This is a genomic window from Acidovorax sp. GW821-FHT09B03 (assembly GCF_059418305.1).
This window is the reverse complement of record NZ_JBWKPP010000003.1, coordinates 435,605-453,536: the sequence shown is the minus strand read 5'-3', so window position 1 is coordinate 453,536 and position 17,932 is coordinate 435,605. Positions and strand designations below refer to the sequence as shown.

General features: G+C 66.7%; 14 protein-coding genes. 4 read left to right on the top strand and 10 right to left on the bottom strand.

Translation table 11 applies throughout. From position 1 onward, the window contains the following. Nucleotide 1: 1 nt before the first annotated feature. Nucleotides 2-2,353, bottom strand: a complete 2,352-nt coding sequence (locus AC07PA_RS08485) for a bifunctional salicylyl-CoA 5-hydroxylase/oxidoreductase (protein WP_494609233.1) — start codon at nt 2,351-2,353, stop codon at nt 2-4. Between the two features lie 124 nt (nt 2,354-2,477). Here AC07PA_RS08485 and AC07PA_RS08480 point away from each other — a divergent pair, with 124 nt between their 5' ends. From AC07PA_RS08480 to AC07PA_RS08470, 3 genes are read left to right on the top strand one after another with little or no spacing between them, the layout of a single operon-like run. Further along, nucleotides 2,478-3,758: a class I SAM-dependent methyltransferase gene (locus AC07PA_RS08480; protein WP_494609234.1), complete on the top strand. Its 1,281-nt coding sequence runs from the start codon at nt 2,478-2,480 to the stop codon at nt 3,756-3,758. 17 nt (nt 3,759-3,775) lie between these two features. After that, nucleotides 3,776-4,102: a DUF1840 domain-containing protein gene (locus tag AC07PA_RS08475; RefSeq protein WP_494609235.1), complete on the top strand. Its 327-nt coding sequence runs from the start codon at nt 3,776-3,778 to the stop codon at nt 4,100-4,102. Nucleotides 4,103-4,132: 30 nt separating this feature from the next. Then, nucleotides 4,133-4,741 carry a GyrI-like domain-containing protein gene (locus tag AC07PA_RS08470; protein ID WP_494609236.1) on the top strand — a complete coding sequence of 203 codons (609 nt, stop codon included), beginning with the start codon at nt 4,133-4,135 and terminating at the stop codon, nt 4,739-4,741. Nucleotides 4,742-4,774: 33 nt separating this feature from the next. On the opposite strand, the gene AC07PA_RS08465 is transcribed toward AC07PA_RS08470, so the two are convergent. From AC07PA_RS08465 to AC07PA_RS08425, 9 genes are all read right to left on the bottom strand, one after another. After that, entirely contained in the window at nt 4,775-5,884 is a 1,110-nt protein-coding gene (locus tag AC07PA_RS08465) for a Bug family tripartite tricarboxylate transporter substrate binding protein (protein WP_494609237.1), read from the bottom strand. A 206-nt stretch (nt 5,885-6,090) separates the two neighbouring features. After that, nucleotides 6,091-7,077 carry a tripartite tricarboxylate transporter substrate-binding protein gene (locus tag AC07PA_RS08460; RefSeq protein ID WP_007854321.1) on the bottom strand — a complete coding sequence of 329 codons (987 nt, stop codon included), beginning with the start codon at nt 7,075-7,077 and terminating at the stop codon, nt 6,091-6,093. Nucleotides 7,078-7,419: 342 nt separating this feature from the next. Continuing rightward, nucleotides 7,420-8,670: a phenylacetate--CoA ligase family protein gene (locus tag AC07PA_RS08455; protein WP_494609238.1), complete on the bottom strand. Its 1,251-nt coding sequence runs from the start codon at nt 8,668-8,670 to the stop codon at nt 7,420-7,422. Between the two features lie 36 nt (nt 8,671-8,706). Then, nucleotides 8,707-9,519 (bottom strand): ABC transporter ATP-binding protein, encoded by an 813-nt coding sequence (locus AC07PA_RS08450; protein WP_007854326.1) that lies wholly within the window; start codon nt 9,517-9,519, stop codon nt 8,707-8,709. A gap of 138 nt (nt 9,520-9,657) precedes the next feature. Next, nucleotides 9,658-10,986 carry an ABC transporter substrate-binding protein gene (locus AC07PA_RS08445; RefSeq protein WP_494609239.1) on the bottom strand — a complete coding sequence of 443 codons (1,329 nt, stop codon included), beginning with the start codon at nt 10,984-10,986 and terminating at the stop codon, nt 9,658-9,660. A gap of 122 nt (nt 10,987-11,108) precedes the next feature. Next, complete coding sequence (locus AC07PA_RS08440; RefSeq protein WP_007854332.1) at nt 11,109-12,185, bottom strand: branched-chain amino acid ABC transporter permease; 1,077 nt, start codon at nt 12,183-12,185, stop codon at nt 11,109-11,111. Between the two features lie 25 nt (nt 12,186-12,210). Then, entirely contained in the window at nt 12,211-13,140 is a 930-nt protein-coding gene (locus AC07PA_RS08435; RefSeq protein ID WP_007854336.1) for a branched-chain amino acid ABC transporter permease, read from the bottom strand. 21 nt (nt 13,141-13,161) lie between these two features. After that, entirely contained in the window at nt 13,162-13,947 is a 786-nt protein-coding gene (locus tag AC07PA_RS08430) for an ABC transporter ATP-binding protein (RefSeq protein ID WP_035203413.1), read from the bottom strand. 38 nt (nt 13,948-13,985) lie between these two features. After that, the gene (locus tag AC07PA_RS08425; protein WP_494609240.1) at nt 13,986-15,932 is read right to left on the bottom strand and encodes an AMP-dependent synthetase/ligase; all 1,947 of its coding nucleotides are present in this window, start codon (nt 15,930-15,932) and stop codon (nt 13,986-13,988) included. 233 nt (nt 15,933-16,165) lie between these two features. Here AC07PA_RS08425 and AC07PA_RS08420 point away from each other — a divergent pair, with 233 nt between their 5' ends. After that, nucleotides 16,166-17,929: an ExeA family protein gene (locus AC07PA_RS08420; protein ID WP_494609241.1), complete on the top strand. Its 1,764-nt coding sequence runs from the start codon at nt 16,166-16,168 to the stop codon at nt 17,927-17,929. Nucleotides 17,930-17,932: the final 3 nt, after the last annotated feature.

Genomic DNA, 17,932 nt, shown 5'->3' with positions numbered 1-17,932 from the left:
CCTAGCCCTCTTCCTCATTGGAGCCGCGCTTTTGCTGCGCTTCCAGCGCGGCCTGCACCTGCTTTTGCTTGCCGATCTCGCGCAGCATCTGGTCGCGGCCGCTCCAGTACTGCACGGGCCAGTCGGTGTGTGCGGCGGCCACGGGGCTCAGCTGGGCTGCGGCGTGCAGCGTCCAGGCCGGGTCGGCCAGGTGCGGGCGCGCGATCGCGCACAGGTCGGCGCGGCCGGCGGCGATGATGCTGTTGGCATGGTCGGCCTCGCTGATCGCGCCCACGGCCATGGTGGCGATGCCCAGCTCGTTGCGGATGCGGTCGGAAAACGGTGTCTGGTACATGCGGCCGTAGACGGGCCTGGCGGCGCGCGTGGTCTGGCCGGAGGACACGTCGATCAGGTCGCAGCCCGCGGCCTTGAACAGGCGCGCGATCTCGATGGCGTCGTCAGGCGTGGTACCACCGGGCGCCCAGTCGTGCGCCGAGATGCGCACGCTCATGGGCCTGTCGACCGGCCACACGGCGCGCAGCGCGGCGAACACTTCGAGCGGGTAGCGGCAGCGGTTGGCCAGGCTGCCGCCGTAGTCGTCGCTGCGCTGGTTGGTGATGGGGCTGATGAAGCTGGCCAGCAGGTAGCCATGCGCGCAGTGCAGCTCCAGCCAATCGAAGCCGCAGGCGGCTGCGCGGTGTGCGCTGGCGGTGAAGGCTGCGGTCATGGCGTCCATGCCCTCGCGGGTCATGGCCGCAGGGGGCTGGTTCTGCTCGCCATAGGCCAGGGGGCTGGCGGCGAGCAGCGGCCAGTTGCCCTGTTCCAGCGGCTCGTCCGTGCCCTCCCAGCCCACGCGGGTCGAGCCCTTGGGCCCGCTGTGGCCCAGCTGCATGCCGATCTTCGCGCTGCTGCTGCCGTGCACAAACTGCACGATGCGCGTGAAGGCGGCCTGCTGGTCGTCGTTCCACAGCCCCGTGCAGCCGGGGGTGATGCGGCCTTCGGGTGTGGGGCTGGTCATCTCCACCATCACCATGGCCGCGCCGCCCAGGGCGCGCGCTCCCAGGTGCACCAGCAAGAAGTCCTGCGGCACGCCGTCGACCGCGCTGTAGGTGGCCATGGGCGAGACGACGATGCGGTTCTTGAGCGTGAGGCCGCGCACGGTGAACGGCGTGAGCATGGGCGGCACTGCGGTCTTGCCGCCGGCCAGCCAGCCCTCGTAGCCTTCGAGCCACTGCGCATCGCGCAGGCGCAGGTTCTCATGGCTGATGCGCTGGCTGCGCGTGAGCAGCGAGTAGGCGAACTGCTCCACCTGCATGCCGGTGTAGCGCGTCACGTTCTCGAACCACTCGGTGGAGTTGCGCGCCGCGTTCTGGATCTTGAGCACCTCCACGCTGCGGCGGGCTTCGTAGTGCGTGAGCACTTCGGCGATGGGCAGTCCGGTGGCGAACTCGTTGGCCAGGTCGATGGCGTCCTCGAGCGCGAGCTTGGTGCCGCTGCCGATGGAGAAATGCGCGGTGTGCGCTGCGTCGCCCATCAGCACGATGGGCACGGCCTTGCCGGCGATGGTCTCGCGGTGCACCCAGGTGTTGCAGATCACGCGCGGGAAACGGATCCAGTTGGCCGAGCCGCGCAGGTGCGTGGCGTTGCTGATGAGGGCGTTGCCATCGAGGTACTTGCCGAACAGGCGCTCGCAGAAGGCGATGGCCTCGGGCTGCTCCATCTGGTCCAGGCCATGGGCCCTCCACACGGCTTCGGGCGTTTCCACGATGAAGGTGGAGGTGTCGGCGTCGAACTGGTAGGCATGGGCCTGGAACCAGCCGTGCTCCGTCTGCTCGAAAGCAAAGGTAAAAGCGTCGAACTTTTTGTGCGTGCCCAGCCAGACGAAGCGGCACTGGCGCAGGTCGATGTCGGGCTGGTAGGTGGCGGCGTAGCGGGTGCGGATGCGGCTGTTCAGGCCATCGCTGGCAATCACCAGGTCGGCGCCGTACTTCGCGGCGGCTTCCTGGTCGTCCTGTACGTCGGCCTCGAACACCAGCTCCACGCCCACCGCCAGGCAGCGGTCCTGCAGGATGTTGAGCAGCCGCTTGCGGCCGATGCCGCAGAAGCCGTGGCCGCCCGAGCGCACGCTCTGCCCCTTGAAGAACACCTCGATGTCGTCCCAGTGGTTGAACGCATCGCCGATCTGGCGCGCCGTGGCGGCATCAGCCGCCTGCAGGTTGGCCAGCGTCTGGTCCGAGAGCACCACGCCCCAGCCGAAGGTATCGAACGGTCGGTTGCGCTCGAGCACCGTCACGCGGTGTGCCGGATTCTGCTGCTTCATGAGCAGGGCGAAATACAGACCTGCGGGGCCGCCGCCAATGCAAAGTATGTTCATGGGAAAATAGTTTAGGCTTAAACAAAATACTGTCAATGGGGCCATCCCGGAAAAACGCCTGAGCGGTGGTTTCCGCTGGGACAGGGTGTTGACGCACTGCAGCACAAGGCCAAAAATAACCGGCATGAAGCACCTGCTGCACGCCCTGGAAGGGCGGCTGGCGGCCTTGCCCGTGCCCATGGCGGTCCAGCTGCCGGCAGGCCAGCAACTGGGCGCCAGCAAGCCTGCCGTCATCCTGCGGTTCAGGGACCGCATGGCCCTGGTCGCCCTGGCCACGGGCGAGATCGGCAACGTCGGCGCTGCCATCGTCGAGGGCCGCGTGGCGATCGAAGGCGGCATGCGCGACCTGATGGCCGCTGCCGCCGGCCTGCTGACCCGCGACCCGGCACACGGACAACGGCACCACTGGTGGCACCGCGCGCTGGCGCGCGCCCGTTCCATGGCCGCGCACACTCGGGGACACGACGCGCGGCACGTGCGTTTCCACTACGACCTGTCCGACGATTTCTATGCGCTCTGGCTGGACGAGCGGCGCGTGTACTCCTGCGCTTACTACCGCGGCGCCGGCATGGACCTGGACCAGGCGCAGCGGGCCAAGCTCGACCATATCTGCCGCAAGCTGCGCCTGGCGCCCGGCGAGCGCTTCCTGGACATCGGTGCCGGCTGGGGTGGCCTGCTGCTGTGGGCGGCCGAGCACTATGGTGTGGACGCCACGGGCATCACCCTCTCACGCCACCAGCACGCGCACGTTCAGCGCCTGATTGCAGAACGCGGCCTGCAGGGCCGCGTGCGCATGGAGCTGCGCGACTACCGCGAGCTGGAGCCTGCGGTGCCCTTCGACAAGATTGCCTCGGTCGGAATGTTCGAGCATGTGGGGCGCGCGCAGATGGGCCGCTATTTCGCCGCGGTGCACCGCCTGCTGCGGCCGGGCGGCCTGCTGCTCAACCATGGCATCACCGCCGGTGCGGTGGACAACACCCAGCTGGGCGCCGGCATGGGTGACTTCATCGAGGAATACATCTTTCCTGGCGGCGAACTGCTGCACGTGAGCGTGGTGCTGGCGGACATGGCACGCGCCGGCCTGGAAATGGTGGACACCGAGAACCTGCGCCCGCACTATGCGCGCACCCTGTGGGCCTGGTCCGACAGGCTGGAGGCAAGGTTGCCTGCGGCGCGCGAGGTGCTGGCCGCACAAGGGGGCGACGCGCAGTGCGATAAGGTGCTGCGTGCGTACCGCCTGTACCTCGCTGGAAGCGCCCTCGGCTTCGAGCGAGGCTGGATGGCCCTGCACCAGATGCTGGCCACGAGGCCCGACGGGGATGCGGCAAGGGGCAGACCACCCGGCGCACAATCGGACTACCCGTTCACCCGGGACTACATGTACAAAGAGAACACTGCCACTTGAGAGGACATCTGCACACCATGCTCTACAAATTCAAGTCCAAAGCCGCCGCCGACCTGATCATGCTGGAACCCCAGGGCCGCCAGATCCTGGAGATCATCGGCAAGACGCCGGGTGCCAACGGCATCGTGACCGCGGCGCAGATCCCTGGCGCGATTGCAGCGCTCGAGGCGGCGGTGAAGGCCAGCGAGGCCCAGCCGCCGGTGCAGGAGGGCCAGGACGCCGAGGGCGAAGAAGAACCTGGTGGCCCTGCCGAGACGGTGAAGCTGCGCCAGCGCGCAGCGCCGTTCATCGAGATGCTGCGCAAGAACTCGGCGGAGCAGGCAGACGTGGTCTGGGGCGTGTGACCAGGGCCTGTGCCTGAACCGGGGAAGCCTGTGGACAAGATAGACCTGAAGAAGGATCTCAAGCACCTGTACCAGCCCTCGGCCCGCAGCGTGGTCGAGGTCGAAGTCCCCGCGTTCCGGTTCCTGATGGTCGATGGAGCGGGCGACCCGACCGGCTCCATTCCTTATGCGCAGGCCGTGGAGGCCTTGTTTGCGGTCTCCTACACCGCCAAGTTCATGGTCAAGAAGGGCGCGCAGGCCATCGACTACGCGGTGATGCCGCTGGAAGGCCTGTGGTGGGCGGATGACATGTCGGCGTTCGTCGCCAATGACCGCGCCCGGTGGAAGTGGACGATGATGGTCATGCAGCCTTCCTTTGCCACGCCTGAGGTCGTTGCCCGTGCCATGGAAGAGGTCCGGCGCAAGAAGGCGCTGCCGGGCGTGGAACGCATGCGCCTGGAGGAGTTTGCCGAAGGGCGGTGCGCGCAGGTGCTGCACCTCGGTCCCTTTGCAGAGGAAGGTCCCACCATCGAGCGGGTCCACGACTTCATCGATGCGCGGGCCTCACGGGCGGGAAAGCACCATGAGATCTACCTGAGCGACATCCGCAAGGCCGCGCCCGAGAAGTGGAAGACGGTCATCCGCCAGCCCATGGCCTGACGGTTCCGCGCCTTGCCGCGCAGGCTGGAAGCGTTAGTCGACCTTCGCCCCCGACGCCTTCACCACCTGCGCCCACTTCTTGTGCTCGGCGTCGATGTGCCGGGCAAACTCGGCCGGCGTGTTGCCGCCGGGGATCGCTCCCTGGGCCATCAGGCGCTCCTTCATCGCGGGGGAGGCCAGGGACTTGGCGACTTCCTGCTGGATGCGGTTCACGATGTCGGGCGGGGTGCCGGCGGGGGCCAGCAGGCCGAACCAGGAGCTGGCCTCGTAGCCCTTGAGCGTGGGGCCGCCGGCCTGTTCCACCGTGGGCACTTCGGGCAGCGCGCCGGAGCGCTGGCTGCTGGTCACGGCCAGGGCGGTGAGCTTACCGGCCTTGATCTGGGCCATGGAGGAGGGCAGGTTGTCGAACATCACGTCGGCGTTGCCGCCCACCAGGTCCAGCAGCGCGGGGCCGGAGCCGCGGTAGGGCAGGTGCAGCATGAAGGTGCCGGTCATGCTCTTGAACAGTTCGCCCGCCAGATGGATGGAGGTGCCGTTGCCGCTCGATGCCATGTTGAACTTGCCGGGGTTGGCCTTGGCGGCGCGGATGAAATCCTGCACATTGGTGATGCCCAGGGACTTGGCCTTGTCCACGTTCATCACCATCACGTTGGGCACGGCGGCGACCAGGGTGATGGGCGCGAAATCCTTGATCGGGTCGTAGGGCAGCTTGGCGTACAGCGCGCGGTTGATGCCGTGCGTGCCCACCGTGCCCATGAGCAGGGTGTAGCCATCGGCCGGGGCCTTGGCCACGATCTCGGCGCCCACGTTGCCGCCGGCGCCCGCGCGGTTGTCCACCACGAACTGCTGGCCGAACACGCGCGACAGGTCGGGCGTGAGCGCGCGGGCCAGGATGTCGGTGGTGCCCCCGGGCGCAAACGGCACGACTATGCGCACCGGCTTGTTGGGCCATGCGCCGCCGGCAGGTGCTGCGCCCGGTTGCTGTGCGTGGGCGGACCGGGGCAGCAGCAAGGCGCTGGCGGTGGCCACGGCCAGCGCGCCCAGCGCGCTCAGGGTGAACGCCATGGCAATGGCCTTGCGGCGGCTGCGGGCGCGGGTTTTCGCGGCGATCGCGGGGTGGGTGTTGCGGGCGTGCTGTGCCATGGAAATGCTTTCTTGAAGAGCCGGGTGTATGCCTGCAGTTCTACGCGGGCGCGCGCGCTCCGGGCAGATGGATTACCCGAAGACGGGGGCGTGGAATGCGTGCGAGGCTGGTGGAAATCAGGCTGGGTGCTCGGCCACCCGGGCGCAAAAAAAGCCACCAGGCCCTGGGAGCGTGGTGGCTTGCGCAGCGCGCGGGTTCCGGGCGATCAGTCGGCGTAGGTGCCGGCCGCCTTGATCACGGCAGTCCACTTGTCGATCTCGGCCACCACGAACTTCTTGTGCTCGGCGGGTTCGACGCGCTTGTCGGTCACGACCACGGCGCCCAGGCCTTCCTGCTTCTTGATGAAGTCGGGGTCCTTGAGGGCGACCTTCAGAGCGTCGTTGATCTTCTTGGCGACGTCAGGTGGCGTGCCCTTGGGACCGTACAGGCCGTGCCAGATGGTCACTTCGAAGTTCTTCAGGCCCGACTCGGCCAGCGTGGGCAGGTCCTTGAGCAAAGGCGTGGTCAGGCGCTTCTGGGTCGTCACGGCGTAGGCCTTGACCTTCTTGGCTTCGATCTGTCCCGAGGTGTTGGTGGTCTGGTCGCACAGCAGGTCGATCTGGCCGCCGATCAGGTCGGTGATGGCCGGTGCCGTGCCCTTGTAGGGGACGGGGGTCATGTCGATCTGCACGGCGCTCTGGAACATCAGGCCGCACAGGTGCGAGGCAGAGCCCAGGCCGGCATTGCCCAGGTTGATCTTGCCCTTGTTCTGGGCGAGCCAGGCCGACAGTTCCTTGTAGTTGTTGGCGGCCATGGTGGGGCGCGCGATCAGCGTCATGGGCACGTCGTTGACCATGCCCAGGTACTCGAAGTCGTTGGGCACGCTGAAGGCCAGCTTGCGGTACAGCGCAGGCATGGTGGACATGCCGATGTGGTTGAGCAGCAGGGTGTAGCCGTCGGGTGCGGCGCGGGCGACGCGGGCGGCACCGATGGAGCTGCCGGCGCCGGCGGTGTTGTCCACCACCACGTTGGCGCCCAGCGGTTTGCGCAGGGCTTCGGCCAGGTCACGCGCCACGCGGTCGGTCGGGCCGCCGGCAGCGAAAGGCACCACGATGGTGACCGTCTTGTCCTTGGATGGATATTCCTGCGCTGCGGCGCCGAAGGCGGCTGCTGCCGCTGCGGCGACAAGGGCGAGTTGGATCAGTTTTTTCATGAGTGCTCCTCTGTAAAAGACGGGCCATGATATCCAGCGACCCTTTCGCCAGTATTGCGGGAATTACGTACCATGCGGGGGGTAGTGGCTTTAAGCAAAAGAAGGCTCAAGCGCACTGTATTTCGTCATGTTCAGCTATCAATGGGATAGCAATTTAAGGGTAAACACTGGCCCGGAAAAGGGGCAGCGTTTTCCCTTGGATTGACCTGGGTCAGGGGTTTGGAGAGGGGCCTGGGAAAATACGCTCCAAGCCTTCTCCATATTTGCAGAATATGTCTATATATGGGGAATATGGATTGCTCCATTAATCCCCCATGAGGCCAATGGATTAAGCCGGACGCGTCAGCGGTAACTGCGCGCGTCCTCGATCACCCGTCCGTCGTTGGGCAGGCTGCCAGGCGGCACCATCTGCACCTCGCCGCGCAGCTTGGTCACCTCGCGGATGGCGCTTTCGAGCTGCTGGGCCAGGCCTTCGGCGGTCTCGGTGGTCTCCACCTGCAGCAGCATCTGGTCGTTGGCCATCTCGCCACTGACCACCAGGCGCGCACGCAGCACCTGTGGAAAGCGCCGTGCAATGGTGGCCACCTGTCCGGGGTGCACGAACATGCCGCGCACCTTGGTGGTCTGGTCGGCGCGGCCCATCCAGCCCTTGATGCGGCTGTTGGTGCGGCCCGTGGGGCAGGTGCCGGGCAGCACCGCCGAGAGGTCGCCGGTGCCAAAGCGCACCAACGGGTAGTCGGGGTTCAGGGTGGTCACCACCAGTTCGCCGACCTCGCCCTCGGGCACGGGGTCGCCGGTGCCGGGGCGCACGATCTCCACGATCACCCCCTCGTCGAGCACCAGGCCTTCGCGCGCGCTGGTCTCGTAGGCAATCAGTCCCAGATCGGCCGTGGCATAGCACTGGTAGCCTGCAATGCCGCGCTCGGCGAACCAGTCGCGCAGCGAGGGCGGGAAGGCTTCGGCCGAGACCAGCGCCTTGGTGACGGTCGGCAGGGGGACTCCCATCTCCGCCGCCTTTTCGACGATCAGCTTGAGGAAGCTCGGCGTGCCGATGTAACCCGCGGGGCGCAGCTCGGCCATGGCCTGCACCTGCTGCTCGGTCTGGCCGGTGCCGCCGGCAAACACCGTGCAGCCCAGGGCGTGGGCACCGGTCTCCATCATGGAGCCAGCGGGCACGAAGTGGTAGCTGAAGCTGTTGTGGATCAGCTCGCCGGGGCGAAAGCCGGCGCTGAAGATGGCGCGCGCCATGCGCCAGTAGTCACGCCGCGTGCCTTCGGGCTCATAGATGGTGCCGGGGCTGGCAAACACGCGCGGCATGGCCGCGCCGAAGCCGAGGGCGCTGAAGCCGCCGAAGACGTTGCCGGCGCGGCCGGCCTGCTGGCGCTCGAGCAGCTCGTGCTTGCGCGTCACGGGCAGTTGCGCGAGGGCTGCGCGGCTGGTGATCGCCGAGGCGTCGACCCCGGCCAGGATGCCGGCGAAGGCGGGCGAGGCCTTCTGGGCATGGGCTACCTGGGCGGGCAGGGCCGCGAGCAGGGCCGCTTCGCGTGCGTGCGGATCGCGGGTTTCAAGAGCGTCGTAGTGGGCTGCGGTCATGGAATGCTTTCGGGTGCGGTCAATGCCAGGGTGGTGTCAAGCAAGCCAGCGCTTGCGCCGCTTGTAGCTCTTCACGTCCTTGAAACTCTTGCGCTCGCCGCCACCCACGCCCAGGTAGAACTCCTTGACGTCCTCGTTGCTCGCCAGGTCGCTGGCGGCTCCGTCCATCACCACGCGGCCGCTTTCCATGATGTAGCCGTAGTCGGCGTACTTCAGGGCCATGTTGGTGTTCTGCTCAGCCAGCAGGAAGGTGACCTTCTCCTTGGTGTTCAGGTCCTTGACGATGTTGAACACCTCTTCCACGATCTGCGGCGCCAGGCCCATGGAGGGCTCGTCGAGCAGCACCATGCTCGGGTTGGCCATCAGCGCACGGCCGATGGCGCACATCTGCTGCTCGCCGCCCGAGGTGTAGGCCGCCTGCGAGGTGCGCCGGGTCTTGAGGCGCGGAAAGTAGTTGTAGACCTTCTCCAGGTTGGCGGCGATCTCGGCCTTGCTGGAGCGGGTGTAGGAGCCCGTCATCAGGTTCTCCTCGATGGTCAGGTGGGCAAAGCAGTGGCGGCCTTCCATGACCTGCACCACGCCGCGCTTGACGAGGTCGGCCGGCGAGAGGTTCTCGATGCGCTCGCCGCGCAGTTCGATGCTGCCCTTGGTGACCGCGCCGCGCTCGCCCTGCAGCAGGTTGGAGACGGCCCGCAGCGTGGTTGTCTTGCCCGCGCCGTTGCCCCCGAGGATGGCGACGATGCTGCCCTCGCGCACCTGCAGCGAGACGCCCTTGAGCACCAGAATCACGTGGTTGTAGATGACCTCGATGCCATTGACGTTGAGAACGATGTTTGTAGCTTGTTCCATGTGTCGTTACCGGTTGACCAATCGGCAGGCCTGGTGGCGTACGCATCGCGTCCGCTGCAGGCCTGTCGGCTGGCGGCTCCAGGTGGAGCCGCACCGTGGTGATGGCCGCAGGGCGTTGTGCCCTGCGCGCCATTCACATCAGGACTGGCAATCCGCGGCGTCGCGGCGGGTCATCTTCTTGTCCCCCAGGTATTTGTCGGCACCGGCCTTGACCATGGGCTTGATGATCTGGTCATCGGCCTGGTACCAGTCGGACGAGAAATTCCACTTGCTGCCGTCCCAGGAGTGCACGCGCGCCCAGGTCGATCCCATGTGGTCGGCGCAGCTGGTGGACAGGGGGCGCATCAGGCCGCCGAATCCCATGGCGTCGAGCTTCTTCTGGTCCAGGGCCAGGTTCTCCATGCCCCAGCGCACTTGCTCGCCGGTCATGACCTTGCCCTTGCCGAAGCGTTCCTGCGCGCGGCGCACCGACTCCACCGCCAGCATCTGGATGATCACGCCGCGCGTGTACAGCACCGAGCCCACTTCGTCCTTGGGGCCCGTGCCCTGGCTCTTGTCGTGCACATGCTTGAGGATGTCCTGGATCACCTTGCTTTGCGTGCCGTAGCCGTTCAAGGCCAGGGCGTGGTAGCCCTTGGCGCCCTCACCCACGTCGCGCACGTCGGGTTCGGCACCGGCCCACCACACGCCATAGAGCTTGTCGCGCGGGAAGCCCGTGGCCTGGGCTTCCTTCAGGGCGGTGGAGTTCATCACGCCCCAGCCCCACAGCAGCACGTAGTCGGGACGGCTCTGGCGCACCTGCAGCCAGGTGGCCTTCTGCTCCACGCCAGGTGCGGTCACGGGCAGCATCTGCAGCTCGAAGCCATGCATCTTGGCGCGCTCCTGCAGCAGCGGGATGGGTTCCTTGCCGAACGGGCTGTCGTGGTAGACCAGCGCGATCTTCTTGCCCTTGAGCTTGTCCAGTCCGCCCGCGCCCTTGCCGATGTGCTGGACCAGGATGTCGGCGCCGGTCCAGTAGCTGCCCATGAAGGGGAAGTTCCACTTGAAGGCCTGGCCGTCCTGCGCTACCGACAGGCCGTAGCCCAGCGTCATCAGCGGGATCTTGTCCACGGGCGCCTTCTCGGTCAGCGCAAAGGTGATGCCGGTGGCCTGCGGGTCGAACAGCGCCACGCCGGGCTTGCCCTTCAGGCGCTCATAGCATTCCACGCCTCGGTCGGTGGCATAGCCGGTCTCGCATTCTTCAAAGGTGAGCTTCACGCCGTTGATGCCGCCGTCCCGGGCGTTGATCATCTTGATGTAGTCCTGCTTGCCGTTGGCCCATGGCACGCCGTTGGGCGCGTAGGGACCGGTACGGTAGGACAGCAGCGGGAAGAACTGCTCCTTGGCTTGCGCGAAGGCGCTCGTCGCAATGGACGAAGCACCTGCAGCAACCACCGTGGCGGCGATCACGAGTTTCGAAAGCTTCATGGATGTCTCCTTTGGATGAATATGTTGAAGCACGGGAAAAACCAAGTTAACGGCAACGCGGAAAGAGGGTATGAGGACTTGCGTGTAAGGGGTTTCCTGAGGGGGCGGGCCGGACGCGGTCCTCAGTGCGGGAAGGGCCACAGCCGCAGCTTCTGCTTGCCCGTGGACCAGAGCTTGGCCAGGCCATGGGGCTCCACGATCAGGAACCACACGATGAGCGCGCCGAAGATCATCAGCTCGGCGTGCGACACGCCGGCCGTGGAGATGGTGATGCCGAACAGGCCCAGCAAGGCCGGCAGGAACTGGTTGAGCACAATGGGCAGCACCACGATGAAGGCCGCACCGAAGAAGCCACCCATGATGGAACCCAGGCCGCCGATGATCACCATGAACAGCAGCCGAAACGAGATCTCCACCGAGAAGGCCGCCGGCTCCCAGGCACCCAGGTGCACGAAGGCCCACAGCGCACCGGCCATGCCGATGATGAAGGAGCTGACGGCGAAGGCGCTGAGCTTGGCGTACATCGGGCGGATGCCGATCACGGCGGCTGCCACGTCCATGTCGCGGATGGCCATCCATTCGCGGCCGATGGCGCCGCGCACCAGGTTCTTGGCCAGCAGCGCGACCACCACCAGCACCGCCAGGCAGAAGATGTACTTGCTGGTGGCGCTTTCGATGGGCATGCCGAAGACCTGCAGGCTGTTCACCGAGACCGAGCCCGAATCGGAGTTGTTGGTGAACCACTTGATGCGCAGGAACATCCAGTCGCTGAAGAACTGCGCCGCCAGCGTCGCCACCGCCAGGTACAGGCCCTTGACGCGCAGGCTGGGCAGCCCGAACAGGATGCCGAAGAACGTGGCACACAGGCCGCCGAGGATCAGCGTGGGAATCAGCGGCATGCCGGGGATGCGCACGAAGAAGTTGTAGGCCCCGTAGGCCCCTACGGCCATGAAGGCGCCCGAGCCCAGCGAGATCTGCCCGCAGTAGCCGACGAGGATGTTCACCCCCAGGGCCGCCAGCGCCATGATGACGAAGGGTATGAGGATGGCGCGGAAGAGGTAGTCGCTGGCCAGCATGGGCACGGCGATGAAGGCCACGGCCAGGATGAGGCCGATGGCGATGCGGTCCTGCGCGATCGGGAAGATCTGCTGGTCGGCGCGGTAGCTGGTCTTGAACTGGCCGTTTTCGCGGTAGAGCATGAAAGTCTCCTGTTGTTCTTATGGGTTACACGCGATCAATGATTTTTTCTCCGAACAAGCCTTGCGGCCTGAAGAGAAGAAACACCAGCGCCAGCACATACGCGAACCAGATCTCGATACCCCCGCCCACATACGGGCCCAAATACACCTCGGAGAGCTTCTCGCCCACGCCGATGATGAGCCCGCCGATGATGGCGCCGGGCACCGAGGTCAGGCCGCCGAGGATCACCACGGGCAGGGCGCGCAGGGCCACCGTGGTCAGCGAGAACTGCACACCGAGCTTGGAGCCCCAGATCATCCCGGCCACCAGGGCCACGACGCCGGCCACGCACCACACGATCACCCAGATGCGATTGAGCGGAATGCCGATCGACTGGGCGGCCTGGTGGTCGTCGGCCACGGCGCGCAGGGCGCGGCCGGTGGAGGTCTTCTGGAAGAACACGCTGAGCAGCACCACCAGCGCGGCGGCGATGCCGGCGGCGATCACGTCTTCCTTGTTGACCAGCACGCCGCCCTGGAACATGGACTCGAGCAGGAACACCGGGTCCTTGGGCATGCCGATGTCGATCTTGTAGATGTCGCTGCCGAACATCGTCTGGCCCAGGCCTTCGAGGAAGTAGGTGATCCCGAGCGTGGCCATGAGCAAGGTGGCGCCCTCCTGGTTCACGAGGTGGCGCAGCACCAGCTTCTCGATGAGCCAGGCCACCACGAACATGATGGCGCCGGCGATGACGAAGGCCGCCACGGTGGCCACCACGGGGCTGGCGATGCCGGTCCACTTGGGGATCCATTCGGCAAAGCGCGCCATGGCCAGGGCGGCGAACAGCACCATCGCGCCCTGCGCGAAGTTGAAGACGCCCGAGGCCTTGTAGATCAGCACGAAGCCCAGTGCCACCAGCGAGTACAGCATGCCGGCCATGAGGCCGCCGATCAGTGTTTCAAGAAAGAATGCCATGGTTGTTGTTCTCCTGATCGGTCAATGCGAGGTGCCCAGGTAGGCGCTGATCACGTCCTGGTTGTTGCGCACCTCGTCGGGGGTTCCGTCGCCGATCTTCTTGCCGTAGTCGAGCACCACCACGCGGTCGGAGATGTCCATCACCACGCCCATGTCGTGCTCGATGAGCACGATGGTGGTGCCGAACTCGTCGTTCACGTCGAGGATGAAGCGGCACATGTCCTGCTTTTCCTCGACGTTCATGCCGGCCATGGGCTCGTCGAGCAGCAGCACCTGCGGCTCCATGGCCAGGGCACGGCCCAGGTCCACGCGCTTTTGCAGGCCATAGGGCAACTGGCCGACGGGGGTCTTGCGGTAGGCCTGGATTTCCAGGAAGTCGATGATGTGCTCGACGAACTCGCGGTGGCGGATCTCCTCGCGCTCGGCCGGGCCGATGCGCAGCGCCTGCAGCAGCAGGTTGCTTTTGATCTTCAGGTTGCGCCCGGTCATGATGTTGTCGATGACGCTCATGCCCTTGAACAGCGCCAGGTTCTGGAAGGTGCGCGCCACGCCCATCTCGGCCACCTGGCGCGAGTTCATGTGCGAGAAGGTCTTGCCGCGGAAGGTGATGGAGCCGTCCTGCGGCGTGTACACGCCGTTGATGCAGTTGAGCATGGAGCTCTTGCCCGCGCCGTTGGGCCCGATGATGGCGCGGATCTCGTGCTCCTTGACGTTGAAGGAGATGTCGGTGAGCGCCTTCACGCCGCCGAACCGCAGGCTGATGTTCTTGACGTCGAGGATGACGTCGCCGATCTTCTTTTGGTTCATGGTGGGGTGTTGCTGCTCGGGCGGGTAGAGAGCGGGTTTCATGCGGCGGCCTTGATGGGGGCAAAGGTCTTGGTATCCGACAGCTTGAGCGTGGCGCTCACGCTGCCCGTGCGGCCGTCCTCGAACTTGACCTGGGTCTCGATGAACTGCTCGCTGAGCCCGGCGTACAGCGCCTCGACCAGCACGCCATACTTGTCGGCGATGAAGCCGCGGCGGACCTTGTTGGTGCGCGTGAGTTCGCCGTCGTCGGCATCGAGCTCCTTGTGCAGCACCAGGAAGCGGCTGACCTGGCTGCCGGCCAGCAGCGCGTCGCTCGCCAGGTCGGCATTGACCTTCTCCACGCATTCGCGGATGAGTTCGTACACCTCGGGCTTTTGCGCCAGGTCGGTGTAGCCGGCATAGGGCAGGTTGCGGCGCTCGGCCCAGTTGCCGACGGCGTCGAAGTCGATGTTGACCATCACGCAGACCTTCTCGCGGCCGTCGCCCAGGGCGACGACTTCCTTGATGTGCGGGAAGAACTTGAGCTTGTTCTCGACGTACTTGGGCGCGAACATGGCGCCATCGTTGGCACCGCCCTTGATGCGGCCCACGTCCTTCACGCGGTCGATGATCTTGAGATGGCCCTGCGCGTCGAGAAAGCCGGCGTCGCTGGTGTGGTACCAGCCGTCGGCGGTGAGCACCTCGGCCGTGGCCTTGGGGTTCTTGTAGTACTCCTTGAGCAGGCCGGCGGACTTGACGAGGATCTCGCCGTTGTCGGCCACCTTGATCTCGACGCCGCGGATGGGCACGCCCACGGTGTCGGCGCGCGCCTGGTTGTCGGGTTGCAGGCAGACGAAGACGGCGGTCTCGGTGGAGCCGTAGAGCTGCTTGAGGTTGATGCCGATGGAGCGGTAGAAGGTGAACAGGTCGGGCCCGATGGCTTCGCCCGCCGTGTAGGCCACCCGCACCCGCGAGAAGCCCAGGTTGTTGCGCAGCGGGCCATAGACCAGCAGGTTCCCAAGGGCGTACTTGATGCGGTCGAGGGCGCCCACGGGCTGGTCGTCCATGAGCGCCGGGCCCACGCGCTGGGCCACGGACATGCAGGCCTGGAACATCTTGCGCTTCAAGCGGCCGGCGTCCTCCATGCGGATCATCACGCTGGTGAGCAGGCCTTCGAAGATGCGCGGTGGCGCGAAGTAGTAGGTGGGGCCGACTTCCTTGAGGTCGATGGTCACGGTGCTGGCCGACTCGGGGCAATTGACCACGTAGCCGCAGGCCAGCCACTGCGCGTAGCTGAAGATGTTCTGGCCGATCCAGGCCGGGGGCAGGTAGGCCAGCACCTCTTCGCTGCCGGTGAGCTTGTCGAACTCGGCACCGGCCGAGGCGCGGTCGAGCAGGGTGCTGTGCGTGTGCACCACGCCCTTGGGGTTGCCGGTGGTGCCCGAGGTGAAGAACATGGCGGCCACGTCACCGGGTTGCGCCTTGGCGACTTCGTCACGGAACCATGTCGGGTGCTGGGCGGCAAAGGCCTTGCCCGCTTCGATCAAGGCGTCCAGGGACGACAGGCCCTCTTCCTGGTAGTTGCGCAGGCCACGTGGGTCGTCGAAGAAGATGCGCGCGATCAGCGGGCACTGCTCGCGGATCTCGAGCAGCTTGTCCACCTGCTCCTGGTCTTCCACCATGCAAAAGCGCACCTCGGCATTGTTGAGCGGGAAGATGCACTCGGCACCAACGGCGTCCTGGTACAGCGGCACCGGAATGGCACCCAGGGACTGCGCGGCCAGCATGGTCGCGTACAGGCGGGGGCGGTTGGCGCCGATCACCACCATGTGCTCACCGCGCTGCAGCCCCGCCTGGTGCAGGCCGGCTGCCACATGCTCCACCAGCCGTGCCAAGTCGGCCCAGCTGTGGGCCTGCCAGATGCCGTATTCTTTTTCGCGCAGGGCCGCAGCCGTGGGGCGTTCGGCGGCGTGTTGGAGCAGCAGTTGTGGGAACGTGGTCTTCATTCCGGTTCCTAAAAGTAAAAGGTGTCCGCCCGGTGACAGCCGGGAGCGCGGCCTTGTGGCTGCGTACGGGACGAATGCTAGGACCGACTTTGACGCCATCTTGTCTTGCCGACGACAATTTACGGGAAACTACTCCTCGGGTGAAACCCTGACGCACTGCCGAGGGCTGTTTTGCGGGGGTAGCGGGCGGGGTATCGCAGAGCACGTCGCGGTGGGGCGGTATCCTCACGGGCATGTACGCCCCGTTCTTCGGTCTCCAGCACCCGCCGTTCTCCATCGCCCCCGACCCGCGCTACCTGTTCATGAGCGAACGGCACCGGGAGGCGCTGGCCCATCTGCTGTATGGGCTGGATGCCGGGGGCGGCTTCGTGCTGCTCACGGGCGAGGTGGGTGCGGGCAAGACCACGGTGTGCCGCTGCTTCCTGGAGCAGATCCCCGAGAACTGCAACGTGGCCTACATCTTCAACCCCAAGCTCACGGTGGGTGAGCTGTTGCGCTCGATCTGCGACGAGTTCGGCGTGCCGCACAAGCCTGCGGTGCCGGGCCTGGAGACGATCAAGGACTGCATCGACCCGCTCAACGCGTCGCTGCTGGCGGCGCATGCCAGCGGCCGCAACAACGTGCTCATCATCGACGAGGCGCAGAACCTCGAGGCCGACGTGCTCGAGCAGCTGCGCCTGCTGACCAACCTGGAGACCAGCGAGCGCAAGCTGCTGCAGATCATCCTCATCGGCCAGCCCGAGTTGCGCAGCATGGTCGCGCGACCCTCGCTGGAGCAGCTGGCGCAGCGCGTGATCGCGCGCTTTCACCTCGACGCGCTGAGCGCGCAGGAGACGCAGCAGTACATTGCGCACCGGCTGGCCGTGGCCGGGTTGCGCGGCCCGGTGCCGTTCAGCCGGCGCGCCCTGCGGCGCGTGCATGCTCTTTCGCGCGGCATACCGCGGCGCATCAACCTGCTGTGCGACCGGGCGCTGCTCGGCGCCTATGCGGCCGGCACACGCGAGGTGAGCACCGCCATCGTCGAGCGTGCAGCGCGTGAAGTGTTCGGTGCGCCGGTGCCCGCCGCAGCGGCCACCGCAACGCGCCCCGGTCGGGCCGGCCTGCCGCGCTGGGCCGTGGCTGGTGCCGGAGTGGTGGCGGGCGCGGCCATCGTGGCCGCCGCGGGGTGGGCCCTGGGCCTGCGGTCCTCGCAAACGCCGGCGGCGGTGAAGGCTGCGAGCACGGCCCCCGTGGCGCCGCAGCGCGCGGCTTCCGCGCCGGTGGCCAGGCCGCCCGCGGTCACGGCCTCGGCGGTGGCCGTGAGCGCCGGCGCGGCCTCCCAGGCAGTGCCCGCATCTGCCGCAGCGTCGGCCGCCAGCAGCACGCCGCCCCCGGTGTCCGGGCTGCAGCAATTCCTGATGGCACAGCAGTCCAGTGATGCGGCGGCCTGGCAGGCCCTGGCCTCGGCCTGGGGCGCCAAGGTGGCCGAAGGCGCCGATGCCTGCACCACGCTGCCCCGCGATGGGCTGCGCTGCTACCGCAACCGGCGTGCGGGGCTGAACCTGATCCGCCAGATCGACCGGCCCGTGCTGCTCACGCTGTTCCCCTCGGAGGAGGGGGACAACGCCGTCTCGGCCGTGCTGCGCGGCCTGGACGACGACATGGCCACGCTGGAGAGTGGTGGCCGCACGCTGCATGTGCCGTTGGCCGATCTGGCGCAGGTATGGCGCGGCGACATGGCCACCCTGTGGCGGGCCCCGCCCGGCATGCCTGACAAGGGCGAGATCACCGAGAGCCCGGCGGGTGCGGCCTGGCTCGATGCACGCCTTGCTTCCAAGGCGGCCGGCGGCTCCGGGCCCAGCAGCCGGCCCGTGACGCCTGCGCTGCGGCAGTCGCGCATCCACCGCTTCCAGCTGGCCCAGGGCGTGACGCCCGATGGCCGGGCTGGCCCTCTGACCCTCATGCTGCTCAACCGCGCCGCCGGCGTGAAAGAACCGCGCCTGCGCACCGGAGCCTGATCC